Raw genomic sequence first — 25,712 nt, forward strand, 5'->3', positions numbered from 1 at the left:
CCTCACTTATTTGTAGATGTAGTCACGGGCAAAAGGGTACACCGATTGCGCACCGCGCAAGACGCCCGCGCGCCCTACATTGCCGTCAGGCTTTGTCGACAGCATCTGATGCAAGGAGATCCATCCCTGCTCGAAACTCATCGCCGAGCCCGCGAGGTACAGGCGGTAGGCGCGAAGGATGCGCTCGGCATTCGGGCCCTGGCGCCCACCGCTGCGGCTGAGCACCTCGCGCGCGGCATCGAGCTGCGCCTCGAGCGCATCCGACCACGCCCACAGCGTGCGCGCGTAGTGCGGGCGCAGGCTTTCGGTGTCGACCATCTCCAGCCCGGCCGCCGCGGTCTCGCGCAGCACGTGCGTCACATGCAGCAGTTCGCCGCCGGGGAAGATGTATTTCTCGATGAAGTCGCCCATGCCCGCACCGAGCTGGCGGTAGTTCAGCTCGCCCGAGGTGATGCCGTGGTTGAGCACCAGCCCACCCGGCTTGAGCAGTGCGTGGATCTTGCGGAAATAGGTCGGCATGTTGGCCGCGCCCACGTGCTCGAACATGCCCACCGACGAGATCTTGTCGAAGGGCTGGTCGTCGGGCAGCTCGCGGTAGTCGCGCAGCTCCACGCGCACGCGGCCCTGCAGCCCTTTTTCTTCGATGAGCCGCTGCACATGCGCATGCTGGTTCTTCGACAGCGTGATGCCCGTGGCGTCCACGCCGTAGTGCTCAGCCGCCCACAGCAGCAGCGCGCCCCAGCCCGATCCGATGTCCAGGTAGCGCTCGCCGGGCTGCAGCATGAGCTTGCGGCAGATGTGGTCGAGCTTGGCTTCCTGCGCCTGCGCCAGCGTGAGCTCGGGCGTGCGGAAGTAGGCGCACGAATAGACACGGCGCGGGTCGAGCCACAGCGCGTAGAAATCGTCGGAGACGTCGTAGTGGAACTCGATCTGCGCGGCGTCCTTGCGCAGCGAGTGCGAGCCGCGCGACTTGGCGCGGTGCTGCAGGCGGCTCCACCAGCTGGTGTCGGTCTCGGCGGGGTTGCCGGGCAACAGGCCGACGGTGGCGTCGATCAGGTCGCGCATGGCGCCTTCGATCTGCACCTTGCCTTCGACGTAGGCCTCGCCGATGGCCCCGACCTGCCGGCCGGCCAGCTTGGCCAGCACCGACCACTCCTTGAAAGCCAGCGTCACGCGCGAACCCGCCTGGGCGACCCGGCGCCCGTCGGGCAACTCCAGTGCGATGGGCACGGGCAGCGAGGCCAGCTGCGACTCGATCTTGGGTATCAAGTGTTGCATCCGTCCATGGTATTGATTTTTCCAAGGATTTGCATGACATCACACGCCGCGCGGGCCCTCGGGCCTCTGCAGAGAAGCCCTCGTTGACAACAGATTGTTTATGCCTAAACTATTCAACCATGAACAGCTTGACCTCCCCCCGCCTCGCGCCCGCCTCGGACCTCCAGCGCATCCTGTGCATCGGCGGGGGTCCGGCCGGCCTGTATTTCGCCCTGCTGATGAAGGCCCGCAACCCGGCGCTGCAGATCACCGTGGTCGAGCGCAACCGCCCCTTCGACACCTTCGGCTGGGGCGTGGTGCTGAGCGACCAGACGCTGGGTAACCTGCGCGCGGCCGACGGCCCGACCGCTGCGCTCATCGGCAACGAGTTCCACCACTGGGACGACATCCAGGTCTTCTTCAAGGGCCGCCAGGTACGCTCGGGCGGCCACGGCTTCTGCGGCATCGGCCGCAAGCGCCTGCTGAACATCCTGCAGGAACGCTGCCTCGAACTCGGCGTGGAGCTGGTGTTCGAAACCGACGCCACCGACGACCAGGCGATTGCCGCGCAGTACAAGGCCGACCTCGTCATTGCCAGCGACGGCCTCAACAGCCGCATCCGCCAGCGCTACGCCGATGTGTACAAGCCCGACGTCGATCTGCGCAACTGCCGCTTCGTGTGGCTGGGCACGCACCAGACCTTCGACGCCTTCACCTTCGCGTTCGAAGAGACCGAGCACGGCTGGTTCCAGGCCCACGCCTACCAGTTCGACGACAAGACCTCGACCTTCATCGTCGAGACGCCCGAAGCCGTGTGGAAGGCCCACGGCCTCGACCAGATGGAGCAGCCCGAGGCTGTCGCCTTCTGCGAGAAGCTGTTTGCCAAGTACCTGGGCGGCCACGCGCTCATCAGCAACGCCACGCACCTGCGCGGCTCTGCCAACTGGATCCGTTTTCCGCGCGTGGTGTGCGAGCGCTGGACGCACCGCATCGAGGTCGACGGCCGCTCGGTGCCCGTCGTGCTCATGGGCGATGCCGCGCACACGGCGCACTTCTCGATCGGCTCGGGCACCAAGCTCGCGCTCGAGGACGCGATCGACCTGGCCAACGAATTCGAACAGGGCGGCACGCTCGACCACGTGCTCGAAGGCTATGAAGCACGCCGCAGCGTCGAGGTGCTGAAGATCCAGAACGCCGCGCGCAACTCCACCGAATGGTTCGAGAACGTGCCGCGCTACACGGGCATGGAGATCGAGCAGTTCGCCTACTCGCTGCTCACGCGCTCGCAGCGCATCAGCCACGAGAACCTGCGCGTGCGCGACACGCAATGGCTCGGCGGCTACGAGCAGTGGCTGGCAGGCGGCAAGGCGATGGCGCCGATGCTCATGCCGCTGAAGGTGCGCGGCGTGGAGTTGAAGAACCGCATCGTCGTCTCGCCGATGGCAACCTACAGCGCGGTCGACGGCGTGCCGCAAGACTTCCTGCTGGTGCACCTGGGCGCACGCGCGCTCGGCGGCGCCGCGATGGTCTGCGTCGAGATGACGAGCCCGACGCCCGAAGGCCGCATCACGCCGGCCTGCACGGGCCTGTACAACGACACGCAGCAGGCGGCGTTCAAGCGCATCGTCGACTTCGTGCACACGCAGTCGAGCGCGAAGATCGCGATCCAGCTCGGCCACAGCGGCCCCAAGGGCTCGACCCGCGTGGGCTGGGAAGGCACCGACGAGCCGCTCGAAAGCGGCAACTGGCCGCTGCTCGCCGCGAGTGCCCTGCCGTACGGCGAACAGAACCAGCTGCCGGCCGCGATCACGCGCGCCGAGATGGACACGCTGCGCGACCAGTTCGTCGACTCGACGCGCCGCGCCGTCGAATGCGGCTTCGACTGGCTCGAACTGCACTGCGCGCACGGCTACCTGCTGTCGGCCTTCATCAGCCCGCTCACCAACCAGCGCACCGACGACTACGGCGGCGACATCGACGCGCGCTGCCGCTACCCGCTCGAAGTGTTCCGCGCCATGCGCGCCGTGTGGCCCGCCGACAAGCCCATGAGCGTGCGCATCTCGGCGCACGACTGGGCGCCCGGCGGCAACACCGATGCCGACGCCGTGGTGGTCGCACGCCTCTTCAAGGAAGCCGGTGCCGACTTCATCGACGTGTCGTCGGGCCAGACCACGCGCGATGCCAAGCCCGTGTATGGCCGCATGTACCAGACGCCATTTGCCGACCGCATCCGCAACGAGGTCGGCATCTCGACCATCGCGGTGGGCGCCATCACCGACGCCGACCAGGCCAACAGCATCATCGCGGCCGGCCGCGCCGACCTGTGCGCCGTGGCGCGCCCGCACCTGGCCGACCCCGCATGGACGCTGCACGAAGCCGCCAAGCTGCAAAGCCGCGACGTCGACTGGCCCAAGCAGTACCTGAGCGGCCGCGACCAGATGTACCGCGAGATCGCCAAGCAGCAGCAGATCGCCGCGGCCACCGCTGCCGCAGGCCGCGCGGCCGACACCGAAGAGACCCACTGACATGGACCTCGAAGCACGCGCCCACAGCGAGCACCCCGAGGCGCTGCGCCTCTGGCTGCGCATGCTCACCTGCACGCAGCTGGTGGAAAAGCAGGTGCGCAACGGGCTGCGCGCGCAGTTCGCCACCACGCTGCCGCGCTTCGATCTCATGTCGCAACTCGAGCGCTCGCCCGACGGCCTGAAGATGAACGAGCTCTCGCGCCGCATGATGGTCACGGGCGGCAACGTCACTGGCATCACCGACCAGCTCGTGACCGAAGGGCTGGTGGAGCGCATCAACGTCGAGGGCGACCGCCGCGCCTGGCGCGTGCGCCTCACGCCGCGCGGACGCAAGCTCTTCAACGAGATGGCGCAGCAGCACGAAGACTGGATCGTCGAGGCTTTTTCAAGCCTCAACCCCAAGGAGATCGCGCAGCTTCACAAGCTGCTCGGCAAGGTCAAGCAACATTCACACAGCAGCCAATTGGCGGAGACCGCATGAAGCACTACATCGGCGCAAGCAATCCCATGCGCGCGCAATTCGAACCCAAGGCCGACTACAAGGCCGAGCACTTTGCCTGGCGTTTCGAGGCCGGCGTCGGCACCATCACGCTGAACCGCCCCGAGCGCAAGAACCCGCTGACCTTCGACTCGTACGCCGAGCTGCGCGACCTGTTCCGCGCGCTGACCTACGCGACCGACGTGAAGGTCATCGTCATCACCGGCGCCGGCGGCAACTTCTGCTCGGGCGGCGACGTGCATGAAATCATCGGCCCGCTGACCGGCATGCGCATGCCCGAGCTGCTCGAGTTCACGCGCATGACGGGCGACCTCGTGAAGGCCATTCGCAACTGCCCGCAGCCCATCGTCGGCGCCATCGACGGCGTGTGCGCCGGCGCCGGCGCGATGATCGCGCTGGCCTGCGACCTGCGCTACGGCACGCCCGCCACGCGCACTGCGTTCCTGTTCACCCGCGTGGGTCTGGCCGGCGCCGACATGGGCGCCTGCGCGCTGCTGCCGCGCGTGATCGGCCAGGGTCGCGCCTCGGAGCTGCTGTTCACCGGCCGCGCCATGACCGCCGACGAAGGCCAGGCCTGGGGCTTCTTCAACGCACTGCACGACAGCGCCTCGCTGCTCGACGCTGCCACCAAGGTCGCGCGCGACCTGGCCGAAGGCCCGAGCTTCGCGCACGGCATGACCAAGACGATGCTCGCGCAAGAGTGGTCGATGACCATCGACCAGGCCATCGAGGCCGAAGCGCAAGCCCAGGCGATCTGCATGCAGACCGAAGACTTCAAGCGCGCCTACGAGGCCTTCGCGGCCAAGCGCAAGCCGGTGTTCGGTGGAGACTGACGCGCATCATGATGACCAAGATCCCCGCCCCACCTTCGACCGCGCACCTCGCGCTGCCGTTCTTCGACGACGCGCACCGCGCGCTCGCCAACGACCTGCTGCCCTGGTGCGCCGCACAGGAGATCGATGAGCGCGACGACCGCGCGGCCTGCCGTGAATGGGTGCGCCGTCTCGGCGACGCCGGCTGGCTGCGCTACGCGGTGCCCGGCAGTGCCGGCGGCGCGCTCGAACGCCTCGATTCGCGCGCGCTCGTGCTGCTGCGCGAGACGCTCGGCTACCACTCGCCACTGGCCGACTTCGCGTTCGCGATGCAGGGCCTGGGCAGCGGCGCGATCACGCTGGACGGCACGCCCGAGCAGCAGTCGCAGTACCTCACGGCCGTGGGCCAGGGCCAGAAGATCGCGGCCTTTGCGCTCAGCGAACCCGAGGCCGGCTCCGACGTGGCAGCGATGGCGATGCGCGCCGAGCCCACCGCCGACGGCTGGTGCCTGAACGGCGAGAAGACCTGGATCAGCAACGGCGGCATCGCCGACTTCTACTGCGTGTTCGCGAAGACCGACCCCACGGCCGGCACGCGCGGCATCACGGTGTTCCTCGTCGACGCCACGACGCCGGGGCTCGACACCTCGGCCCACATCGACGTGATGGCGCCGCACCCGCTGGCCACCTTGCGCTTCGACAACTGCATCGTGCCGCGCACGGCCCAGCTGGGCACGCTGAACGGCGGCTTCAAGCTCGCGATGCGCACGCTCGACATCTTCCGCGCGTCGGTGGCTGCCGCCGCGCTCGGCATGGGGCGCCGTGCGCTGGCCGAAGCCATCGCGCATGCCAAGGGTCGCCGCATGTTCGGTCAGACGCTGGCCGACTTCCAGCTCACGCAGGCCAAGCTCGGCGAGATGGCCGCGCTGATCGACAGCGCCGCGCTGCTGACCTACCGCGCGGCCTGGATGCGCGACGACGCCGAGCGCCGTGGTGCGCCGGCGGTCGGCGACGTGTCGGCGGCTGCCGCCATGGCCAAGATGTGCGCCACCGAGAACGCGAGCCGCGTGATCGACATGGCGCTGCAGATGCATGGGGGCCTCGGCGTGAAGGTCGGCACCAAGATCGAAAGCCTGTACCGGGACATCCGTTCGCTGCGCATTTACGAAGGCGCGACGGAAGTCCAGCAACTGATCATCGGCAAATCCGTTTTGCGGGGGTGAAATCGTGTCTGCCCAAGTCGATCGCTTCGTTCATGACCGCCTGCCGCCAGCCGCGCAGTTGCCGGTCTTTCGCTACGACCTGCCCGAGCTGCAGTTTCCCGACCAGCTGAACCTGGTCGAGGAGCTGCTGGACAAGGCGGTCGCCAAGGGCTTCGGCGACAAGCCGATGCTGCGTTCGCCCGCCGGCGTGCTCACCTACGCCCAGGCGGGCGTCGAGGTGAACCGCATCGCCCAGGTGCTGGTCGAGGATCTCGGGCTCGTGCCCGGCAACCGCGTGCTGCTGCGCGGCGGCAACTCGGTGTGGATGGCGCTGTCGTGGCTGGCCGTGGTCAAGGCCGGGCTGATCGCGGTGGCGACGATGCCGCTGCTGCGCGCCAAGGAGCTCGGCGAGATCATCGAGAAGGCGCGGCCCGTGGCTGCGCTGTGCGAGGGCCGCCTGCTCGAGGAGCTGGTGGCTGCGCAGCAGGTGCACCCCGTGCTCGCGACGGTGATTGCGTTCAACCAGCCCGACGCACCCGATTCGCTGTCGGCGCGCGCCGCCGGCAAGAGCGGCGTATTCACCGCCTGCCCCACTGCGGCCGACGACATCGCGCTGCTCGCCTTCACCTCGGGCACCACGGGCAAGCCCAAGGCGCCTGTCACCACGCACCGCGACGTGGTCGCGATGTGCCAGACCTGGCCGCGCCACGTGCTGCGCGCGCGCAGCGACGACATCGTGGTCGGCACCCCGCCGCTGGCGTTCACCTTCGGGCTCGGCGGCCTGCTGATCTTTCCGATGTGGGCCGGTGCGTCGGTGTACTTTCCGGAGGGCTCGTTCTCGCCCGAAGCGCTCGTGAAGCTCATCAACGAGGTCGGCGCGACCATCTGCTACACCGCGCCCACTTTCTATCGCCAGATGGCGCCCTTCGTCCGGCAGCACGGGGCGCCAAGCCTGCGCATCTGCGTGAGCGCAGGCGAGGCGCTTCCCGACGCCACGCGCCAACTCTGGAAGGACACCACCGGTATCGAGATGCTCGACGGCATCGGCGGCACCGAGGTATTCCACATCTACATCTCGGCCGCCGGCGACGACGTGCGCCGCGGCGCCGTCGGCAAGGCGGTGCCGGGGTTCACGGCCAAAGTGGTCGACGACCAGGGCAACGAAGTGCCGCGCGGCACGGTCGGCAAGCTGGCGTTGCAAGGGCCGGTCGGCTGCCGCTACCTCGACGATCCGCGCCAGGCCGACTACGTGAAGAACGGCTGGAACTACCCTGGTGACTCGTTCGTGCAGGATGACGACGGCTACTTCTTCTATCAGGCGCGTGCGGACGACATGATCATCACGGCCGGCTACAACGTCGGCGGACCGGAAGTGGAAGATGCGCTGCTCAAGCACCCGGCCGTGGCCGAGTGCGGCGTGATCGGCAAGCCCGACGCCGACCGCGGCATGATCGTGAAAGCCTTCTGCGTGCTCAAGCCCGGCAACACCGGCGACGCAGCGATGGCGAAAGCGCTTCAGGACCACGTGAAAGCCACCATCGCCCCCTTCAAGTACCCGCGGGAGATCGAGTTCGTGACGGCGCTGCCGCGCACCGAAACCGGCAAACTCCAGCGCTTCAAATTGAGACAACTCAACAGCGAGACACCATCATCATGACGAACAAACTCATTCAGCCTCCCGGCTGGTTGCCCCCGAAGGGCTATGCAAACGGCATCGCCGCGCGCGGCACGCAAGTGTTCGTCGGCGGCCAGATCGGCTGGAATGCCCAGCAGCAGTTCGAATCCGACGACTTCATCGACCAGTGCGGCCAGGCGCTGCGCAACATCGCCGAGGTGCTGCGCGAAGCCGGCGCCGGTCCCGAGCACATGGTGCGCATGACCTGGTACGTGACGGACCGCGACGAGTACAGCCGGCGCCTGTCCGAGCTCGGGCCGGTCTACCGCGACGCGCTGGGCCGCAACTTCCCGGCCATGACCTGCGTGCAGGTGGCGGCGCTGGTGGAGCACCGCGCGAAGGTGGAGATCGAGGTCACGGCGGTCATTCCGGACTGATCCTGCTCTGGGGCTGCGCGTCAGCGCAGTCTTCCGGCGTCGCTGCGGCGCACGTTCTCGAAACCGGCCTCTTTGCGGGGCTGCTCCAGAAACAGAAAAGCCCTCTTCGCGAGGGCTTTTTTTGATGTCGAATTTCGACCGGGAATTTGCAAACGAATTTGGCCAAAGAAAAAGGCCCTTTGATTTCTCAAAGGGCCTTTTAAATTGGTTGCGCGAGCAAGATTTGAACTTGCGACCTTTGGGTTATGAGCCCAACGAGCTACCAGGCTGCTCCATCGCGCGGCAAGTATAAATTATAGCTTATTCAGCGGCGTTCTGCTCAGCGCCTGCATCTTTAATTTCAGCACGGTCGACCAGTTCGACGAGCGCCATCGGCGCGTTGTCGCCCACGCGGAAGCCCATCTTCAGGATGCGGGTGTAGCCGCCCGGACGCGCTGCGAAACGCGGGCCGAGTTCGCCGAAGAGCTTGACGACGCTGTCGCGGCTGCGCAGGCGGTCGAAGGCCAGGCGCTTGTTGGCGAGCGTGGGCTTCTTGGCGAGCGTGATCATCGGTTCGATGACGCGGCGCAGTTCCTTGGCCTTGGGGACCGTGGTCTTGATGACTTCGTGCTCGATGAGCGAATTCATCATGTTCTGCAGCATCGCAAGGCGGTGCGAGCTGGTGCGGTTGAGTTTGCGAAGTCCGTGTCCGTGACGCATGGTGCTTTTCCTTTACTTTATTAAACAGGCAGCCGTATCAGGTACTGCCCGGGCACGAGCCCTCAGGGGCTCAATTCAAACAAAAATCAACGCTTGTCGAGACCGGCCGGCGGCCAGCTTTCAAGCTTCATACCCAAGGTGAGACCGCGCGAAGCGAGGACTTCCTTGATTTCGTTGAGCGACTTGCGACCCAGGTTCGGGGTCTTGAGCAGCTCGTTCTCGGTGCGCTGGATCAGGTCGCCGATGTAGTAGATGTTTTCGGCCTTCAGGCAGTTGGCCGAACGCACCGTCAGTTCGAGTTCGTCGACAGGGCGCAGCAGGATCGGATCGAATTGCTGGGCGCTGCGCGGTGCGGGTGCATCGAATGCAGCGAGTTCGCCGCCTTCGAGCTGCGCAAACACGGCGAGCTGTTCAACCAGGATTTTAGCCGATGCGCGAACGGCATCTTCGGCGCTGATCGCACCGTTGGTTTCGATCTCGACCAGCAGCTTGTCCAGGTCGGTACGCTGTTCGACACGGGCGCTTTCGACGGTGTAGCTCACGCGCTTGACGGGCGAGAACGACGCGTCGAGAACGATGCGTCCGATCGACTTGGTCGGCTCGTCGGCGTAGCGACGCATCGTGCCGGGCACATAGCCGCGACCCTTTTCGACCTTGATCTGCATGTCGAGCTTGCCGCCTTGCGACAGGTGCGCGATCACGTGGTCAGGATTGATGATCTCGACGTCGTGCGGGGTCTGGATGTCCGATGCGAGGACCGGGCCTTCGCCGTCCTTGCGCAGGCTCAGCGTGACTTCGTCGCGGTTGTGGAGCTTGAACACCACGCCCTTGAGATTCAGCAGGATGTTGACGACATCTTCCTGCACGCCGTCGATCGACGAGTACTCATGCAGAACGCCAGCGATCGTGACTTCGGTGGCCGAGTAGCCGACCATGGACGACAGCAGAACGCGACGCAGCGCGTTGCCGAGCGTGTGGCCGTAGCCGCGCTCGAAAGGTTCGAGCGTGACCTTGGCCTTGTTGGGGGCAAGTTGCTCGACCTGGATGGTCTTGGGTTTCAGCAGGGTGGTTTGCATGCAGACTTCCTCTCAATACCCCCGGCTCGTTACACCGGTAAGGCTGGTGAAGCGCCTGATCCGCAACAGAGTGCGGAGCAGGAACGTGAACAACAATATCAATCTCCCGCCGGCGCACAGACGCGCAGGCGGGTAGAGAAAATCAACGCGAATACAGTTCGACGATCAGCGATTCGTTGATGTCGGCTGCGAATTCGTCGCGATCCGGGACCTTCTTGAAGGTGCCTTCGGCCTTGTCGGCGTTCACATCGACCCAGGCCGGCATGCCGACTTGTTGGGCGAGTTGCAGCGCTTCGACAATGCGGTTCTGCTTCTTCGACTTTTCGCGCACGGCGATCACGTCACCGGTCTTGACCAGGTACGACGGGATGTTGACCGACTGGCCGTTCACGGTGATCGCCTTGTGCGACACGAGCTGGCGTGCTTCGGCGCGCGTCGAGCCGAAGCCCATGCGGTAGACCACGTTGTCCAGGCGCGACTCAAGGATGAACAGCAGGTTGGCGCCGGTGTTGCCACGGCGGCGATCGGCTTCTTCGAAGTAGCGGCGGAACTGCTTTTCGAGCACGCCGTACATGCGCTTGACCTTCTGCTTCTCACGCAGCTGCAGACCGTAGTCGGAGGTGCGTTGACCCGAGGTGCGGCCGTGCTGGCCGGGCTTGGAGTCGAACTTGGCCTTGTCCTGGATCGAACGGCGGGCGCTCTTCAGGAACAGGTCGGTGCCTTCACGGCGGGAAAGTTTGGCCTTGGGGCCGAGGTAACGTGCCACGGTATTTCCTTGGTGTCATCTGCCGCAGTTGCCTGCGGGAGCCGTCGGCGGATGTGCCGATGGCGGTGGGCTTAGTGAAAAAACAAATGCGCAGCCGCTCGAAAGCTGGCTGCGCCTTGCGGACTGACGATCAGATGCGGCGACGCTTCTGGGGACGGCAGCCGTTGTGCGGAACGGGCGTCACGTCGGCAATGGAATTGATCCGGATGCCGAGCGCAGCCAGTGCGCGCACAGACGACTCGCGACCAGGACCGGGGCCCTTGATCTCGACGTCGAGGTTCTTGATACCTTGTTCGACAGCAGCACGGCCGGCCACTTCGGAAGCGACCTGCGCAGCGAACGGGGTCGACTTGCGCGAGCCCTTGAAGCCCTGGCCACCCGACGAAGCCCACGACAGGGCGTTGCCCTGGCGATCGGTGATCGTGATGATGGTGTTGTTGAACGAGGCATGCACGTGGGCGATACCGTCCGCAACGTTCTTGCGAACCTTCTTGCGAACGCGCTGTGCGGCGTTGTTTGCAGGTGCTTTAGCCATGCTTGTCTATCCTTATTTCTTCAGGGACTGCGCAGCCTTGCGCGGACCCTTGCGGGTGCGGGCATTGGTGCGCGTGCGCTGGCCGCGCATCGGCAGGCCGCGACGGTGACGGAAGCCGCGATAGCAGCCGATGTCCATCAAACGCTTGATGTTCATCGTCGTCTCGCGACGCAGATCGCCTTCGATCGTGAACAGAGCGATCTGGTCGCGGATCTTTTCGAGATCGGCGTCGGTCAGATCCTTGATCTTCTTCGAATATTCGATGCCGCTCGCTTCGCAGATTTGACGGGCGCGGGTGCGACCGATACCGAAAATGGCGGTCAGGCCGATTTCAGCGTGCTTGTGCGGCGGGATGTTGATGCCAGCAATACGTGCCATGTGCGTCCTCTAATACTCTTCAATCAACCCTGGCGCTGCTTGTGGCGCGGGTCGGTGCAAATCACACGCACCACACCTTTACGGCGGATGACCTTGCAATTACGGCAGATGGTTTTGACCGAAGCCGAAACTCTCATTTCATTCTCCTAAAACTGTTTAACGTGGCGGTACACCGCCCACACCCAAATTCTCAATACTGAAACTCACAGCCCTACGATGTCTTGAAGTTAGCCTTCTTCAGCAGCGATTCGTACTGCTGGGACATCATGTAGTTTTGCACCTGGGCCATGAAGTCCATCGTGACGACCACGATGATCAGCAGGGAGGTACCACCGAAGTAGAACGGGACGTTGTACTTCAGGATCAGGAACTCGGGCAGCAGGCAGACGAAGGTGATGTACACCGCGCCAGCCAACGTCAGGCGAACCAGAATCTTGTCGATATAGCGAGCGGTCTGGTCACCCGGGCGAATGCCAGGAATGAACGCACCACTCTTCTTCAGGTTGTCGGCCGTTTCCTTGCTGTTGAACACGAGTGCCGTGTAGAAGAAGCAGAAGAAAACGATCGCAGCAGCGTACAGCAGCACGTAGATCGGCTCGCCCGGACGCAGTGCGCTGGCGATGTCCTTGATCCAGCGGAAGCCACCGTCACCGGCGCTGAACCAGCCCACCACCGTTGCCGGCAGCAGAATGATCGACGACGCGAAGATCGGAGGAATCACACCGGCCATGTTCAGCTTCAGGGGCAGGTGCGACGACTGACCGCCGTAGACCTTGTTGCCAACCTGGCGCCGCGCATAGTTCACGAGGATCTTGCGCTGACCGCGTTCCACGAACACCACGAAGTAAGTGACCAGCACCACGACAGCGATGATGAAGAGCGCAACGATGGGGTTCATCGCACCGGTCGTCACCAGCGAAGCCAAGCCACCGATGGCACCCGGGAGACCGGCCGCGATACCTGCAAAGATCAGGATCGAGATGCCGTTGCCCAGGCCGCGTTCGGTGATCTGCTCGCCGAGCCACATCAGGAACATCGAACCAGCGGTCAGGCTCACCATGGCGGTCAGGCGGAAGCCGAAACCGGGGGCGATCACCAGACCAGCCGACGATTCGAGGGCCACTGCGATGCTGAACGACTGGAACAGAGCCAGGCCGAGTGCGCCATAGCGCGTGTACTGCGTGATCTTGCGGCGACCAGCCTCGCCTTCCTTCTTCAATTGCTCGAAGGTAGGAAGCACGTAGGTCATCAGCTGCATGATGATCGACGCCGAGATGTACGGCATGATCCCCAACGCGAACACGGTGAAGCGCGAGAGCGCCCCGCCCGAGAACATGTTGAACAGGCTCAGAATGCCGCCCTGCTGGCCCTGGAACAACGCTGCCAGCTGGTCCGGGTTGATACCCGGCACAGGAATGTGCGCGCCAATCCGGTAGACCACGAGCGCGAGCAGCAAAAAGACGAGCCGACGACGGAGGTCGCCGAACTTGCCTGTTTTTGCGATCGTTGCCGCGTTAGTTGCCACGAAGAACTTCTTTCAGTCCGAAGGTGATCAGGCGAAGCTGCCGCCGGCTGCTTCGATCGCAGCCTTGGCACCAGCGGTCGCACCCACGCCCGTCAGCTTGACGGCCTTGGTGAGTTCGCCGGTCTTGATGATCTTGACGACCTTGGCGAGCTGGCCCACGAGGCCGGCTTGCTTCAGTGCCAGGACATCGACTTCGGCCAGGCCGAGCTGCTCGAGAGCAGTCAGCGTGACTTCGGCGTTGTACTTCAGCAGGTGCGACTTGAAGCCACGCTTCGGCAGGCGACGCTGCAGCGGCATTTGACCGCCTTCGAAGCCGACCTTGTGGAAACCGCCTGCGCGCGACTTCTGGCCCTTGTGACCGCGACCTGCGGTCTTGCCGATGCCGGAGCCGATACCGCGGCCGACGCGACGCTTGGCGTGCTTGGCGCCAGCTGCCGGCTTGATGCCATTGAGTTCCATATCAGTCTCTCTTACAGAACTTTGACCAGATAACTGATCTTGTTGATCATGCCGCGCACTGCGGGCGTGTCTTGCAGCTCGCTCACGCTGTTGAGCTTGCGCAGGCCGAGGCCACGCACGGTCGCGCGATGCGATTCCTTGGTGCCGATCGGGCTCTTCACCAGCTGCACCTTGAGGGTTTGTTGTTGCGTCATTTGAATGCTTCCTTCAGCCTTGCGAGAGCTTGCGCTCAGGCGAAGATTTCTTCGACGGTGAGACCGCGCTTGGCAGCCACATTGCCGGCCGTCGTCGAGTTCTTCAACCCGTCGAGCGTGGCGCGAACCATGTTGTAGGGGTTCGACGAACCATGGCTCTTGGCCACGATGTCGGTGATGCCCATGACTTCGAACACGGCGCGCATCGGGCCGCCGGCGATGATGCCGGTACCCTTGGGAGCCGGATACATCACGACCCTGGCGGCACCATGATGGCCTTGCACCTGGTGGTGCAGCGTGCCGTTCTTGATCGCAGCCTTGAACAGGTTGCGACGGGCTTCTTCCATTGCCTTCTGTACGGCAGCAGGCACTTCCTTCGACTTGCCCTTGCCCATGCCGACGCGGCCTTCACCGTCACCGACCACGGTCAGTGCTGCGAAACCGAGGATACGACCACCCTTCACCACCTTGGTGACGCGGTTGATCGCGATCATCTTCTCGCGCAAACCGTCCTCAGGACCTTCGTTCTGCGTTCTTGCTTGAATCTTTGCCATTTTGAATCTCGTGTCCGATTAGAACTGCAGACCGGCTTCGCGGGCTGCCTCGGCCAGCGCCTTGACGCGGCCGTGGTAGGCGAAACCTGCGCGATCGAAAGCGACCTTCTCGACGCCGGCAGCCTTCGCCTTTTCAGCGATGCGCTTGCCGATGGCGGTGGCAGCGGCGGCATTGCCACCCTTGCCCGAGGCGCCGAGTGCTGCGCGCACTTCGGCTTCGGCGGTCGATGCGGTTGCGATCACCTTGGTGCCGTCGTCGGAAATGACGGTGGCATAGATGTGCAGGTTGGTGCGATTCACCGTGAGGCGAGCCACGCCCTGCGTCGCGATCCGGATGCGGGTCTGGCGCGAGCGGCGAAGACGCTGTGCTTTTTTGGTCAACATCATTTTGCTGCCCCTTACTTCTTCTTGGTCTCTTTGATCACGATCTTCTCGTCCGAATAACGGATGCCCTTGCCCTTGTAAGGCTCAGGCGGACGAACAGCGCGGATCTCAGCGGCGATTTGACCAACGCGCTGACGGTCAGCACCCTTGATCACGATTTCGGTCGGGGTCGCGGTGGTCACCGTGATGCCTTGCGGCATGTCGATGTTGACCGGGTGCGAGTAACCGACTTGCAGGTTCAACTTGTTGTTGGACGCTGCAGCCTTGTAGCCGACGCCGACCAGGTTGAGCTTCTTCTCGAAGCCCTTGGTCACGCCAACCACCATGTTGTTCACCAGCTGACGGATCGTGCCGCTCATCGCATTCGCTTCACGCGATTCGTTGGCGGGCTCGAAGCTCAGCTTGCCGTCATTGCTGACGACATTGACCAGCGCATTGCGAGCCAGGTTGAGCGTGCCGCCCGTGCCCTTGACGCTGATCTGGTCTTCCTTGATCGACACATCCACACCTGCGGGGATGGCGACCGGCATTTTTCCTACTCGGGACATTTCAGTAACTCCTCGATGTCTCGGTTAGGCGACGTAGCACAGAACTTCGCCACCGACACCGGTAGCGCGAGCCTTGCGGTCGGTCATCACGCCCTGGGGGGTCGTGACGATCGCAACGCCGAGGCCGTTCTGGACTTGCGGGATGGCAGCGCTGGCCTTGTAGACGCGCAGGCCGGGGCGGCTCACGCGCTCGATACGTTCGATGACCGGACGGCCAGCGTAGTACTTCAGCGTGATGACGAGTTCGGACTTGCCGGCATCGGTCTTCACCTCGAAGCCGTCGATGTAGCCTTCGTCCTTCAGGACTTGTGCAATCGCGGCCTTCACCTTGGAAGACGGGATCGACACAGTGGGCTTCGCCACCATCTGCGCGTTACGGATACGCGTCAGCAGGTCGGCAATGGGATCACTCATGCTCATGTTGTTTGCTCCTGCCTGGCTTACCAGCTGGCCTTGGTGACACCAGGGATGTCGCCGTTGAACGCCAGTTCGCGGATCTTGGCGCGAGCCAGACCGAATTGACGGAAGGTGCCACGGGGGCGACCGGTGATTGCACAACGGTTGCGCTGGCGCGTGGGGTTCGCGTTGCGCGGGAGCTTCTGCAGGGCCAGACGGGCCACTGCGCGCTCTTCGTCGCTCTTCTTCGCGTCGTTGGAAATTGCCTTCAGTTCTGCGTGCTTCGCAGCGAACTTGGCAACCAGCTTGTCGCGCTTGAGTTCGCGCTGAATCAAAGATTGTTTAGCCATGGTTCGCCTCAGTTCTTGAACGGGAAACGGAAGCCAGCGAGAAGCGCCTTGGCTTCTTCGTCGGTCTTGGCCGTCGTCGTGATGCTGATATTGAGACCGCGCAGGGCGTCGACCTTGTCGTACTCGATCTCAGGGAAAATGATCTGCTCTTTGACGCCGATGTTGTAGTTGCCACGGCCGTCGAATGCGCGACCCGAGATACCGCGGAAGTCACGCACGCGGGGCAAGGCCACGGTGACGAAACGGTCCAGGAACTCGTACATGTGCACGCCACGCAGCGTGACCATGCAGCCGATCGGCTGGTTTTCGCGGATCTTGAAGCCGGCAATGGCCTTCTTCGACTTGGTGACCACAGGCTTCTGGCCAGCGATCTTGGTCAGGTCGGCGACAGCGTTGTCGAGGACCTTCTTGTCGGCGACTGCTTCACCCACACCCATGTTCAGGGTGATCTTGGTGAGACGCGGAACTTGCATCGGCGACTTGTAGCCGAACTTTTCCGTCAGGTCTTTCGCGATCTTTTCGCGATAGTGTTGTTGGAGACGTGCCATGTGAGTACCTCTTAGGCGAACTTGATTTCGTCGCCGCTCGACTTGAAGACGCGAACAGCCACGCGCTTGCCGTCGGCACCTTGGGTGACCTTGATGCCCACGCGATCGGCCTTGCCGGTCGCGGCATTGAAGATCGCCACGTTGGATTGGTGAATAGGCATGGTCTTCTCGACGATGCCACCGGTCGTACCCTTGAGGGGGTTCGGCTTGGTGTGCTTCTTGACGAGGTTGATGCCGTCGACGATCACATGCGAATCGTCTGCGCGCAGCGACACGACGCCGCGCTTGCCCTTGTCACGACCGGCCAACACGATGACCTGGTCGCCTTTGCGAATCTTGTTCATGGCGTTGTGTCCTTAGAGAACTTCAGGTGCCAGCGACACGATCTTCATGAACTTCTCGGTGCGCAGTTCGCGCGTGACCGGTCCGAAGATGCGGGTGCCGATAGGCTCCAGCTTGGCATTGAGCAGCACGGCGGCATTGCCGTCGAACTTGACGAGCGAACCGTCAGCACGACGGATGCCCTTGGCGGTGCGGACCACCACTGCACTGTAGATCTCGCCCTTCTTGACGCGACCACGTGGAGCGGCTTCCTTGATGCTGACCTTGATGACGTCGCCCACGCTGGCGTAACGCCGCTTGGAGCCACCGAGCACCTTGATACACAGGACGGATTTCGCGCCCGTGTTGTCGGCCACTTCGAGCCGGGATTCAGTTTGGATCATTTCTTGATATTCCCAACTTGTACCGATGAGCCTCCAGGAGAGAGACACCGCGGTCAGTCTTGGGCCCGTCGTCCACACCTCGAACCACTCGAGATGCTTCCGCTTTGGGCTGAAAGCTTCGCCTTTTGAAAGCGAAGCCCGCGATTGTGGCACCCATATCCAGGGATGTCAACTGCCTCATTACACGAACTTCGACAGCCGCTAGACTTTGTAGCGTGCGCGCCCCTGTCCACCCCTTCATTTCGCCGCCTTCCATGCTGCGCCGACGCCTGCTGGCGGGCGGCGCCGGCCTGCTGGGGCTGGGATCACTGGGGCTCGCCGGATGCCGCAGCGCCGCGCCGGCACCAGACACCGGCCGGCTGCAGCGCCTGGGAGAAGCCCGCTGGGCGCATCGACACTCTATAGAGAGCACCACAGCGGGCGGCCTCTCAGGCATCGACTACGACGCCGCCAAAGGTGAGTACCTGCTTCTCAGCGATGACCGGTCAGACTTGGCTCCCGTCCGCTGCTACACGGCACGATGGCGCCTGCCCGGCGACACCGCCCCCGAACCCACCGGCGTTGTTCAACTGCAACGCCCCGGTGGCGCCCCCTGGCCCGCACGGCGCCAGGCCATCGCCGCCCTGCCCATTCCCGACCCCGAAGCCCTGCGCCTGCGCCCCTCGGCCGGCACCCTGCTGTGGACCAGCGAAGGCGATCTCGCCCGCGGTTTCGGCCCCGCCCTGTATGAATCGGCGCGCGACGGCCGCTTTCTGCGCGAATTCGCCCTGCCGCCGATGTTTGCCCCGGACCCGGCCCAACGCCGCGGCCCGCGCGACAACCTGACATTCGAGGGGCTGGCCCTCACGCTCGACGATCGCTCGGCCTGGCTCGCGATGGAAAACGCCCTGGTCCAGGACGGCCCGGTCCCGACCACTTCCGCCGCCGGCGGCCCCTGCCGCTTCACCCAGATCGACCTGTCGACCGGCCGCGCCATGCGCCAGATCGCCTACGTACCCGACGCCATCCCGCTGCGCCCGCTGGTCCCGGGCACCTACGCCGACAACGGCGTGAGCGAGGTGCTGATGCTCGACGCCCACCGCATGCTGGTGCTCGAGCGCGCCTACGCCGCGGGCGCCGGCAATTCGCTGCGCCTGTATGAAATAGACACCCGCGCCGCCGACGACGTGCTCGCCATCGACACCCTCGCGCCCGGCAACCACCGCCCGGCCGCCAAGACGCTCGTCGCCGACTTCGCCACCCTCGGCCTCTCGCGCCTCGACAACACCGAGGGCATGTGCTGGGGCCCACCGCTGCCTGACGGCCGCCGCCTGCTGGTGGTCGTGAGCGACGACAATTTCAATCCGCTGCAAGTGACGCAGTTCGCCGCCTTCGCCTACACCGACCGACCATGACCATCGCCGTGACCTTCCTGCCCCGCACCGCGCCGGGCCCCCTGCCCCCCATCGCCTTCATCGGCGGCGGCAACATGGCCAGCGCCATCATCGGCGGCCTGATCCAGCAGGGCGTCGCAGCCGACAACTTCGAAGTGGTCGAACCCTTCGACGATGCCCGCACCAAGCTGACCCAGTCCTTCGGCATCGTGGCCCAGGCCGAGGCCACCGAGGCCCTCGCGCGCTGCGACGTGGTGGTGTGGGCCGTCAAGCCCCAGACCTTCGCGGAAGCCGCCCGTCCGGTGCGCGCCTTTGCCGGCGACGCCCTGCACCTGAGCGTGGCGGCGGGCATTCCGTCCGACAGCATCGCCCGCTGGCTCGGTACCGAGCGCGTCGTGCGCGCCATGCCCAACACGCCCGCGCTGGTGGGCAAGGGCATGACCGGCCTCTTCGCGCGGCCCGGCGTCGAAGGCGCCGACCGTGCGCGCGTCGGCCAGTTGCTGGCGCCGACCGGCGAGTTGATCTGGGTCGACGCCGAACCCGCGCTCGATGCGGTGACTGCGCTGTCGGGTTCGGGCCCGGCCTACGTGTTCTATTTCATCGAAGCGATGACCGAAGCCGGCGTCGAGATGGGCCTCACGCCCGACCAGGCCCAGCGGCTGGCCATCGGCACCTTCACCGGCGCCTCGGCGCTGGCGCACAGCGCGACCGAGCCGCCGTCGGTGCTGCGCGAACGCGTGACGTCCAAGGGCGGCACCACCTACGCGGCGATCACCTCGCTGGAAGGCGCGAACGTCAAGGCGCAGTTCAAGACCGCCATCCGCGCAGCGCAGGCGCGGGCCGCCGAGTTGGGCGAGGAATTCGGCCGCGGTTGAAGCCGGTCAGCCAGCGAGCGCACGCGGGCCGAGAAAAAACAGCCACTCGGCCGCCAGCGTGACCGTGCCGTCCTCGAGTTCGAGCAGCACCTCTTCCTTCAACAGGAAACCGTCTTTTCCCTTGGGCGTCGCGCCGAGAATGCGCACCCGCGCCCGAAAGCGCGCACCCACCGGCATCGGCCTCGCGAAGCGCAGGCGGTCGAAGCCGTAGTTCAGCGCGTGGTTCGAATCGAAGGGCAGCAGCGTGCGCATCGCCTCGCCGGTCAGCCGGATCAGGTGCGAAACCTGGAAAAAGCCCGGCACGATCGTTCCGCCGTAGCTCGCCTCGCGGGCTGCGCGCTCCGGATCGAGGTGGATCCACTCGCCTTCGCCATCGCCCGAGAGCACCGCGTACTGGTCGACCATCTGCTGCGTGATGGCATGCCATTCGGACAGGCCCTCCTGGCCGATCTTCTGTGTCAGGCGGTCGAGCATGTGCGTCCTCTTGCTTTATCGGATGGCATAGCCGGCCACGACGCCGACGAACACCGCGAAGCCCAGCCAGTGGTTTTCGCGGAAGGCCTTGAAACAGCCGTCGCGCGTGCGGTCATGGATCAGGCGCCAGTGCCAGAGCGCCTGGGCCGCTGCCACGGCAATGCCCACATAGAAGAGCACCCCCAACGATCGGCTGGCACCGGCCCAGATCCAGACCGCCAGGAAGATCGCGTAGCTCGCCATCACCGCCGCCACGTCGAAGCGGCCGAAGGTGATCGCCGACGTCTTCATGCCGATCTTCAGGTCGTCGTCGCGGTCCACCATCGCGTACTCGGTGTCGTAGGCCAGCACCCAGAACAGGTTGCCCGCCAGCAGCCACCAGGCAAAAGCCGGCACCGTCGACTGCACCGCGGCAAAGGCCATCGGAATGCCGAAACTGAAGGCGATGCCCAGCACCGCCTGCGGGATCGACACGAAGCGCTTGGCGAACGGGTAGATCAGCGTGATCGCCAGCGCCGCGAACGACCACAGCACCGTCGTGCGGTTGGTGGTGAGCACCAGCCTGAAGGACAGCAACGCCAGCACCGCGCCCAGCCCCAGCGCCTCCTTGACCGACAGCGCGCCGCTCGTCACGGGTCGCTGGGCCGTGCGCTTCACATGGCGGTCGAACTCGCGGTCGGCCACGTCGTTGACGCAGCAGCCCGCGCTGCGCATCAGGAACGTGCCGAGCGTGAACACCACGACGAGGTGCCCACCGGGCCAGCCATCGGCCGCAAACCAGAGCGCGCCCAGCGTGGGCCACAGCAACAACAGCCAGCCAGCCGGCCGGTTCCAGCGGATCAGATCGAGGTAGAGCGCAAAACGGCGGGCGAGAGGCATGCGAAAAGCGGCAAGGCAGACGTCAAAAGAGCGGCCATTGTGCCGCTCTCTGAAGGGGCTCCCAACACCTCAGAGGTGCCAGGAGATCAGGATGACGCCGTCAGTCCTCGAGCAGCGAGCGCAGCATCCAGGCCGTCTGGTCGTGCACCGTGCAGCGCGCCGTCAGCATGTCGGCGGTCGGGTCGTCGCCGGCCTCTTCGGCCACCGGAATGAACTCGCGCGCGATGCGCGACACCGTTTCGTGGCCCTTCACGAGGATGCGCACCATCTCCATCGCCTTGGGCGGATTCAGCGGCACGTCGGGCACGGTGGCGATCTTGCTGAACTCGGCGTACGAGCCCGGCGCGTAGTGGCCCAGCGCGCGGATGCGCTCGGCGATCACATCGGTCGAGTTCCACAGCTCGGTGTACTGCGTCATGAACATCGCATGCAGCGAGTTGAAGTGCGGACCCGTCACGTTCCAATGGAAGTTGTGGGTCGTGAGGTACAGCGTGTAGGTGTCGGCCAGCACGCGGCTCAGGCCTTCGGCAATGGCCGCGCGGTCCTGGCGCTCGATGCCGATGTTGATCAGCGGCGCGTTGCGGCTGCCCGACTCCTGCGCGACGACGGCGCCGCCCTTCTTCGGCACCTTGCCGGCCGAAGAAGCAGGCGACGGGGACTTGGTCTTTTTCACGGGTTTGGCCATGGCGTAGAGGTCTTTCTTGAAGTTGGGTGACAACACCGAAATTCTGAAAGCCGGCGGGCGGCTTCGCAACAGCTTCACTCTATCCCAGCGATCAGCGATCCCAAACAGCCCGCGCGTAGGCGAAGGCCCCGAATCGCTAGGAGAGTCGTTTGACGCCCGGCAGCTCGCACGCGTAGATCGCGTTGCGCAGGGCCGCAATCGCCTCGTAGCGCGTGAAGGTGCGGCGCCAGGCCAGCACCACGCGGCGCATCGGCGGGTCGCGGTCCTGCGCGTCGCGCACGGGCAGGTAGCGCACCATCTGCTCGGAGTCCTTGCGGCCCTTGCCCTTGGGCTTGAGCGCCTCGGCCGGCACCGACAGCCGCGGCACCAGCGTCACGCCCATGCCCGAGGCCACCATGTGCTTGATGGTTTCGAGCGACGAGCCCTCGAAGCTCTTGCGGATGCCCTCGGCATTGCTCGAGAAGCGCGCGAACTCGGGGCACACCTCGAGCACGTGGTCACGGAAACAGTGGCCCGTGCCCAGCAGCAGCATCGTCTCGTTCTGCAGCTCTTCCGAGGTGATCGACTCGCGGTCGGCAAACTTGTGCTTCACGGGCAGCGCCGCCATGAAAGGCTCGTCGTACAGCGGCGCCATCGCCAGGCCCGTGTCGGGAAAGGGCTCGGCCATGATCGCGCAGTCGATCTCACCGGCGCGCAGCATCTCGAGCAGCTTGACCGTGAAGTTCTCCTGCAGCACCAGCGGCATCTGCGGCGTGCGCGCAATCACCTGGCGCACCAGGTCGGGCAGCAGGTAGGGGCCGATCGTGTAGATCACGCCCAGGTTCAGCGGGCCGGCCAGCGGGTCTTTGCCGCGCTTGGCGATCTCCTTGATGCTGGCGGCCTGGTCGAGCACGCTCTGCGCCTGCTGGACGATCTGCTCGCCGAGCGGCGTCACGGTCACTTCACCGGCGCTGCGCTCGAAGAGCTTGACCTCGAGTTCGTCCTCGAGTTTCTTGATGGCCACCGAAAGCGTCGGCTGGGACACATAACAGGCCTCGGCCGCCTTGCCGAAGTGCCGCTCGCGGGCGACTGCGACGATGTATTTGAGTTCGGTGAGAGTCATAGCTTGCGTCAATTATGCGCAAGGGTGTGTGACCCGGCTGGGGCGGGGTTAAAAGTCGCGGGCTGCGATCAGCCAGGGCGGCTCCAGACCCATTGCACTGGCTGCCCGCCAGTCGAAGGCATCGGCTCGCCCTGCGTGACGGGCACGCTCACGCGCAGATCGGTCAGGCAGGCCCAGATGCCCGAGCGGGGGCAGGTCTGGCCTGTGTCTGCAAACAGCAACTCATCGCGGCGCATGCGTTGCCCCTGGATCTGCGCCGAACCATCGACCTCCGCGGAGAACGCGACGCGGCCGGATGCAGCGCGCTCTTCGAAGATCTCGACGGCGCCCTGCAAGGCGACGAAGAAGTCCCAGTCGGACAGATCCTGCTCCGCCGCCGCGGCGGTGAAGTCGGCCTGATACAGGCGCTGATAGCGCTCGGCGTTGTAGTCCAGCTCGAAGACAACGCGGCCTGTCGCAGCATCGATCAATCGAAACTGGCTGAAGCCTTGTCGCAACCGCCCGTCGCCATACCGCGAAGGCGCGATCTCGCTGCGCAAGACCGGCGGGAGCATGACCACGGAGCCGTCGTCGCGCTTCTGGCAGATCTCGAACACGGCACCGTCGTCGCTGCGAAAAACGAACTTTTCATCGTCCGTCCAATAGCTGTAGTAGCGCTTGTCGTTCTCGATGGTGTAGCCGCCTTTGACCGGGAGGTCGGCGAGCACCGAAGCGCCCGGCGGTTTTTCGGCATCGTCGACGGGGCGCCAGTGGCCGGTTGCAGGGTTCAGGTCGATGAGGTCTGAGGCGGTGTGATGGAGGTAGAGCCACATGGAACTGGTTAATCCATCAGCCCTATTTCGGGCAAACCTCTCCACTTCGGGTGGAGGTGGGGGACCGTCTTGTGCCGCAAGGGTCGCGTTGATGTCAGGCGACGCGACTGCGCCATGCGTGCGCGCATAGTCAACGAGGTCCTTGGGATAGAACGGCAGGTCTCGGTAGCTGCTGTCGTCGATGTCCCAGAGGTAAGTCACCAGCCCGGCCTCGAAGGCCCAGTAGCCATCGAAGCTTTGCGGGATCTTGTCGTGCAACCCGTGCCACGCAGTTCCCTTCATCGCCGAGTACCACTTCTCGAGGAATTCAGCCACGAACAAGGGGCGCTTTCTCGGCTCGGCCTCAATGGCCTTCAACAACAGTGGGTGGGCTTTGAGAAAGCGCAGCATGCCCTTCGCAGGCACCGTCGGTAGCCCCAGCTTTCCGAGAAGCGCCTCGTAGAGCGCGTCTTTGCCGCGGTTGTCGGTATAGGCAACATCGAACAAGGCAACAACGCGTGGAACCAAGTCGTCACGACACAGCAGCTTGGCCAAGGACAGGAACGTCATGGCGTAGTGGTAGCCGTCGAGTTCCTCGAGGGAGAACGGCTCGGTTTCGTGCAATGGATGAGGGAGGCTTGATGGCTCTTGCGCAGCAAGCACGCCGGGAAAGTCCGCAGCGAGGTGCTCCATCGGGCTGCCGTCCGAATAGGAGTGAACCAAGAGACGTCTCTTGGCGCTGGCGAGGGCCCAATTCCAAGCAAACCAGCCATCTTCGCGAAAGCCCTCTTTTCCGAGACTTGTGTCGAGCAGCAGCTGAGCATCGGCAATGTCTTCGTGCAGACCCAGCCGGCGGACCGAACTGGGCTCTTCATTCAGAAATTTTTCGCGACGCTTCGAGGAGAAACTACTCATGGCTCACCAGTCCAACCCGCGCATTTGACTTGAGTCTCAGAGCTTGGGCGCCGTTTGATCCGCACTCCATTGCCAGAAGGTTGCGCCGTAGCTGCTGCCCTCGATGACGGGCATGACCTCGTCCGCCTTGAAGTAGCGTCGGCTGCCCGCCTTGGCTGGCGTGAACCACCAGCCGGCCAGTGGGCAAGGCTCTCCACCTCGTGTGGAGACCGGAGGGCCGTCTTGTGCTGAAAGGGAAGCGCTGGTGTCAGGCGATGCGACCGCGCCATGCGTGCGCGCATAGTCAACCAGGTCCTTGGGATAGAACGGCAGGTCGCGGTAGCTGCTGTCGTCGATGTCCCAGAGGTAGGTAACCAGCCCGGCCTCGAAGGCCCAGTAACCGAAGAAACTCTGCGGTGTTCTGTCGTGCAGCCCATGCCAGTAAGTGCCCTTCATGGCGGGGTACCACTTCTTGAGAAACTCGGCGATGAAGAGCGGGCGCTTTTGGGGGGCAGCCTCAATGGCCTTCGACAGAAGTGGATGGGCTTTGAGAAAACGCAACATGCCCTTTGCAGGAACTGTCGGCAAGCCGAGCTTTCCAAGCAGCGCTTCGTACAGAGCATCCTTTCCTCGATTTTCGGCCCGGGCCACATCGAACAGGGCGGCCACGCGTGGAACGAGGTCGTCGTGGCGCAGCAGATTGGCCAACGAAAGCAAGGTCATGACGTAGTGGTAGCCGTCGAGTTCTTCGAGGAAAACAGGCTCCGTCTGATAGATCGGGTGAGGCAGGTTTTCGGCCTCAACAGCTTGAATCAAAGAAGGAAAAACTTTCGCGATTTCCTGCACCGGGCTCCCCACGGAATAGTCCCCAACGAACAAGGAAAACTTCGCCCCGGCCAAGAAGCTGTGCCAGCGGGACCAAGCATTTTCATCCGCGGAAGCCAGATCATTTTTTAGATAGCCTTCGAGCTCCGCGACGTTTTCTCGGGTCGCGTTCACAAGGAGTAGGTATGGCTCCTCGTTTAAGAAGCGCTCACGCCGATCCGAGTAGAAGTCAGTCATTTTCTAGACGTCCATTTCTTTTTTTCGATGTCGTACCTGCGCAATGCACAAGGCGGAAAAAATGCCAGCCTTTGCATCCGTCTGCCGCCGCGC

The 25,712-nt window shown here is 64.3% G+C and carries 32 protein-coding genes and 1 tRNA gene; 8 read left to right on the top strand and 25 right to left on the bottom strand.

The window, feature by feature from the left end; all coding sequences use genetic code 11:
* Window positions 1-6: 6 nt before the first annotated feature.
* Window positions 7-1,278, bottom strand: a complete 1,272-nt coding sequence (locus tag RZE79_RS28935) for a cyclopropane-fatty-acyl-phospholipid synthase family protein (RefSeq protein WP_319357872.1) — start codon at window positions 1,276-1,278, stop codon at window positions 7-9.
* A 119-nt stretch (window positions 1,279-1,397) separates the two neighbouring features.
* On the opposite strand from RZE79_RS28935, the gene RZE79_RS28940 reads away from it, so the two are divergent.
* Genes RZE79_RS28940 through RZE79_RS28965 form a run of 6 tightly spaced genes read left to right on the top strand, consistent with a single transcriptional unit; the run spans window position 1,398 to window position 8,347 of the window.
* On the top strand, window positions 1,398-3,782 hold the full coding sequence (locus RZE79_RS28940) for a bifunctional salicylyl-CoA 5-hydroxylase/oxidoreductase (protein ID WP_319357873.1): 2,385 nt from the start codon (window positions 1,398-1,400) through the stop codon (window positions 3,780-3,782).
* Window position 3,783: 1 nt separating this feature from the next.
* Window positions 3,784-4,263 (top strand): MarR family winged helix-turn-helix transcriptional regulator, encoded by a 480-nt coding sequence (locus RZE79_RS28945; RefSeq protein WP_101491458.1) that lies wholly within the window; start codon window positions 3,784-3,786, stop codon window positions 4,261-4,263.
* Window positions 4,260-5,114 (top strand): enoyl-CoA hydratase family protein, encoded by an 855-nt coding sequence (locus RZE79_RS28950; RefSeq protein ID WP_101491459.1) that lies wholly within the window; start codon window positions 4,260-4,262, stop codon window positions 5,112-5,114. Before RZE79_RS28945 ends, RZE79_RS28950 begins: the two co-directional genes overlap by 4 nt.
* Before the next feature lie 8 nt (window positions 5,115-5,122).
* Window positions 5,123-6,316, top strand: coding sequence for an acyl-CoA dehydrogenase family protein (locus tag RZE79_RS28955; RefSeq protein ID WP_319357874.1), 1,194 nt, complete (start codon window positions 5,123-5,125; stop codon window positions 6,314-6,316).
* A gap of 4 nt (window positions 6,317-6,320) precedes the next feature.
* On the top strand, window positions 6,321-7,952 hold the full coding sequence (locus RZE79_RS28960) for an AMP-binding protein (RefSeq protein ID WP_319357875.1): 1,632 nt from the start codon (window positions 6,321-6,323) through the stop codon (window positions 7,950-7,952).
* A complete protein-coding gene (locus tag RZE79_RS28965) occupies window positions 7,949-8,347 on the top strand; it encodes a RidA family protein (protein ID WP_056576966.1) in 399 nt (132 codons plus the stop codon). The genes RZE79_RS28960 and RZE79_RS28965 overlap by 4 nt, the downstream gene beginning before the upstream one ends.
* A 205-nt stretch (window positions 8,348-8,552) precedes the next feature.
* Here RZE79_RS28965 and RZE79_RS28970 read toward each other — a convergent pair.
* The 18 genes from RZE79_RS28970 to rplN form a co-directional block, all read right to left on the bottom strand.
* A tRNA-Met gene (locus RZE79_RS28970) sits at window positions 8,553-8,629 on the bottom strand.
* A gap of 18 nt (window positions 8,630-8,647) precedes the next feature.
* Window positions 8,648-9,046, bottom strand: a complete 399-nt coding sequence (gene rplQ, locus RZE79_RS28975; RefSeq protein ID WP_056576970.1) for a 50S ribosomal protein L17 — start codon at window positions 9,044-9,046, stop codon at window positions 8,648-8,650.
* A gap of 86 nt (window positions 9,047-9,132) precedes the next feature.
* Window positions 9,133-10,122 carry a DNA-directed RNA polymerase subunit alpha gene (locus RZE79_RS28980; RefSeq protein ID WP_101491463.1) on the bottom strand — a complete coding sequence of 330 codons (990 nt, stop codon included), beginning with the start codon at window positions 10,120-10,122 and terminating at the stop codon, window positions 9,133-9,135.
* A 142-nt stretch (window positions 10,123-10,264) separates the two neighbouring features.
* Window positions 10,265-10,888, bottom strand: a complete 624-nt coding sequence (gene rpsD, locus RZE79_RS28985; RefSeq protein ID WP_056576976.1) for a 30S ribosomal protein S4 — start codon at window positions 10,886-10,888, stop codon at window positions 10,265-10,267.
* Between the two features lie 130 nt (window positions 10,889-11,018).
* A complete protein-coding gene (gene rpsK / locus RZE79_RS28990; RefSeq protein ID WP_009124825.1) occupies window positions 11,019-11,423 on the bottom strand; it encodes a 30S ribosomal protein S11 in 405 nt (134 codons plus the stop codon).
* Window positions 11,424-11,435: 12 nt separating this feature from the next.
* Window positions 11,436-11,801 (bottom strand): 30S ribosomal protein S13, encoded by a 366-nt coding sequence (rpsM, locus tag RZE79_RS28995; protein ID WP_013544105.1) that lies wholly within the window; start codon window positions 11,799-11,801, stop codon window positions 11,436-11,438.
* Between the two features lie 23 nt (window positions 11,802-11,824).
* Window positions 11,825-11,938 carry a 50S ribosomal protein L36 gene (gene rpmJ, locus RZE79_RS29000; RefSeq protein WP_013544106.1) on the bottom strand — a complete coding sequence of 38 codons (114 nt, stop codon included), beginning with the start codon at window positions 11,936-11,938 and terminating at the stop codon, window positions 11,825-11,827.
* A gap of 74 nt (window positions 11,939-12,012) precedes the next feature.
* Window positions 12,013-13,326, bottom strand: a complete 1,314-nt coding sequence (gene secY / locus RZE79_RS29005; protein ID WP_056576979.1) for a preprotein translocase subunit SecY — start codon at window positions 13,324-13,326, stop codon at window positions 12,013-12,015.
* Window positions 13,327-13,353: 27 nt separating this feature from the next.
* A complete protein-coding gene (gene rplO / locus RZE79_RS29010; RefSeq protein WP_099793804.1) occupies window positions 13,354-13,785 on the bottom strand; it encodes a 50S ribosomal protein L15 in 432 nt (143 codons plus the stop codon).
* Between the two features lie 11 nt (window positions 13,786-13,796).
* On the bottom strand, window positions 13,797-13,979 hold the full coding sequence (rpmD, locus tag RZE79_RS29015) for a 50S ribosomal protein L30 (protein WP_019653974.1): 183 nt from the start codon (window positions 13,977-13,979) through the stop codon (window positions 13,797-13,799).
* Window positions 13,980-14,014: 35 nt separating this feature from the next.
* Window positions 14,015-14,533 carry a 30S ribosomal protein S5 gene (rpsE, locus tag RZE79_RS29020; RefSeq protein ID WP_099793806.1) on the bottom strand — a complete coding sequence of 173 codons (519 nt, stop codon included), beginning with the start codon at window positions 14,531-14,533 and terminating at the stop codon, window positions 14,015-14,017.
* Between the two features lie 18 nt (window positions 14,534-14,551).
* On the bottom strand, window positions 14,552-14,917 hold the full coding sequence (gene rplR, locus RZE79_RS29025; protein WP_056577252.1) for a 50S ribosomal protein L18: 366 nt from the start codon (window positions 14,915-14,917) through the stop codon (window positions 14,552-14,554).
* A 14-nt stretch (window positions 14,918-14,931) separates the two neighbouring features.
* A complete protein-coding gene (gene rplF / locus RZE79_RS29030) occupies window positions 14,932-15,465 on the bottom strand; it encodes a 50S ribosomal protein L6 (protein ID WP_099793808.1) in 534 nt (177 codons plus the stop codon).
* A gap of 24 nt (window positions 15,466-15,489) precedes the next feature.
* Window positions 15,490-15,885 (bottom strand): 30S ribosomal protein S8, encoded by a 396-nt coding sequence (rpsH, locus tag RZE79_RS29035; protein WP_056516708.1) that lies wholly within the window; start codon window positions 15,883-15,885, stop codon window positions 15,490-15,492.
* Window positions 15,886-15,905: 20 nt separating this feature from the next.
* Window positions 15,906-16,211 (bottom strand): 30S ribosomal protein S14, encoded by a 306-nt coding sequence (rpsN, locus tag RZE79_RS29040; RefSeq protein WP_192194038.1) that lies wholly within the window; start codon window positions 16,209-16,211, stop codon window positions 15,906-15,908.
* Between the two features lie 8 nt (window positions 16,212-16,219).
* Window positions 16,220-16,759, bottom strand: a complete 540-nt coding sequence (gene rplE / locus RZE79_RS29045) for a 50S ribosomal protein L5 (protein WP_056576993.1) — start codon at window positions 16,757-16,759, stop codon at window positions 16,220-16,222.
* An 11-nt stretch (window positions 16,760-16,770) separates the two neighbouring features.
* Window positions 16,771-17,103: a 50S ribosomal protein L24 gene (gene rplX / locus RZE79_RS29050; protein WP_062474813.1), complete on the bottom strand. Its 333-nt coding sequence runs from the start codon at window positions 17,101-17,103 to the stop codon at window positions 16,771-16,773.
* 12 nt (window positions 17,104-17,115) lie between these two features.
* Complete coding sequence (rplN, locus tag RZE79_RS29055) at window positions 17,116-17,484, bottom strand: 50S ribosomal protein L14 (protein WP_009124801.1); 369 nt, start codon at window positions 17,482-17,484, stop codon at window positions 17,116-17,118.
* 254 nt (window positions 17,485-17,738) lie between these two features.
* On the opposite strand from rplN, the gene RZE79_RS29060 reads away from it, so the two are divergent.
* Both RZE79_RS29060 and proC read left to right on the top strand, forming a co-directional pair.
* Window positions 17,739-18,878, top strand: a complete 1,140-nt coding sequence (locus tag RZE79_RS29060) for an esterase-like activity of phytase family protein (protein ID WP_319357913.1) — start codon at window positions 17,739-17,741, stop codon at window positions 18,876-18,878.
* Window positions 18,875-19,732: a pyrroline-5-carboxylate reductase gene (gene proC / locus RZE79_RS29065; protein WP_319357915.1), complete on the top strand. Its 858-nt coding sequence runs from the start codon at window positions 18,875-18,877 to the stop codon at window positions 19,730-19,732. The genes RZE79_RS29060 and proC overlap by 4 nt, the downstream gene beginning before the upstream one ends.
* A 6-nt stretch (window positions 19,733-19,738) precedes the next feature.
* Here the strand turns inward: proC and RZE79_RS29070 are convergent, their stop codons facing one another.
* The 6 genes from RZE79_RS29070 to RZE79_RS29095 all read right to left on the bottom strand — a co-directional run bounded on the left by RZE79_RS29070 (window position 19,739) and on the right by RZE79_RS29095 (window position 25,619).
* Window positions 19,739-20,206 (bottom strand): MaoC/PaaZ C-terminal domain-containing protein, encoded by a 468-nt coding sequence (locus RZE79_RS29070; RefSeq protein WP_319357917.1) that lies wholly within the window; start codon window positions 20,204-20,206, stop codon window positions 19,739-19,741.
* 15 nt (window positions 20,207-20,221) lie between these two features.
* Complete coding sequence (ubiA, locus tag RZE79_RS29075) at window positions 20,222-21,085, bottom strand: 4-hydroxybenzoate octaprenyltransferase (RefSeq protein WP_319357919.1); 864 nt, start codon at window positions 21,083-21,085, stop codon at window positions 20,222-20,224.
* Window positions 21,086-21,185: 100 nt separating this feature from the next.
* Window positions 21,186-21,770, bottom strand: coding sequence for a DNA starvation/stationary phase protection protein (locus RZE79_RS29080; protein ID WP_319361326.1), 585 nt, complete (start codon window positions 21,768-21,770; stop codon window positions 21,186-21,188).
* 136 nt (window positions 21,771-21,906) lie between these two features.
* A complete protein-coding gene (locus RZE79_RS29085; protein WP_153281620.1) occupies window positions 21,907-22,872 on the bottom strand; it encodes a LysR substrate-binding domain-containing protein in 966 nt (321 codons plus the stop codon).
* Between the two features lie 68 nt (window positions 22,873-22,940).
* The gene (locus tag RZE79_RS29090; protein WP_319357922.1) at window positions 22,941-24,578 is read right to left on the bottom strand and encodes a PoNe immunity protein domain-containing protein; all 1,638 of its coding nucleotides are present in this window, start codon (window positions 24,576-24,578) and stop codon (window positions 22,941-22,943) included.
* 36 nt (window positions 24,579-24,614) lie between these two features.
* A complete protein-coding gene (locus RZE79_RS29095; RefSeq protein WP_319357924.1) occupies window positions 24,615-25,619 on the bottom strand; it encodes a PoNe immunity protein domain-containing protein in 1,005 nt (334 codons plus the stop codon).
* Window positions 25,620-25,712: the final 93 nt, after the last annotated feature.

The organism is Variovorax sp. EBFNA2 (assembly GCF_033802765.1).
Taxonomy (GTDB): Bacteria; Pseudomonadota; Gammaproteobacteria; order Burkholderiales; family Burkholderiaceae_C; genus Variovorax; species Variovorax paradoxus_H.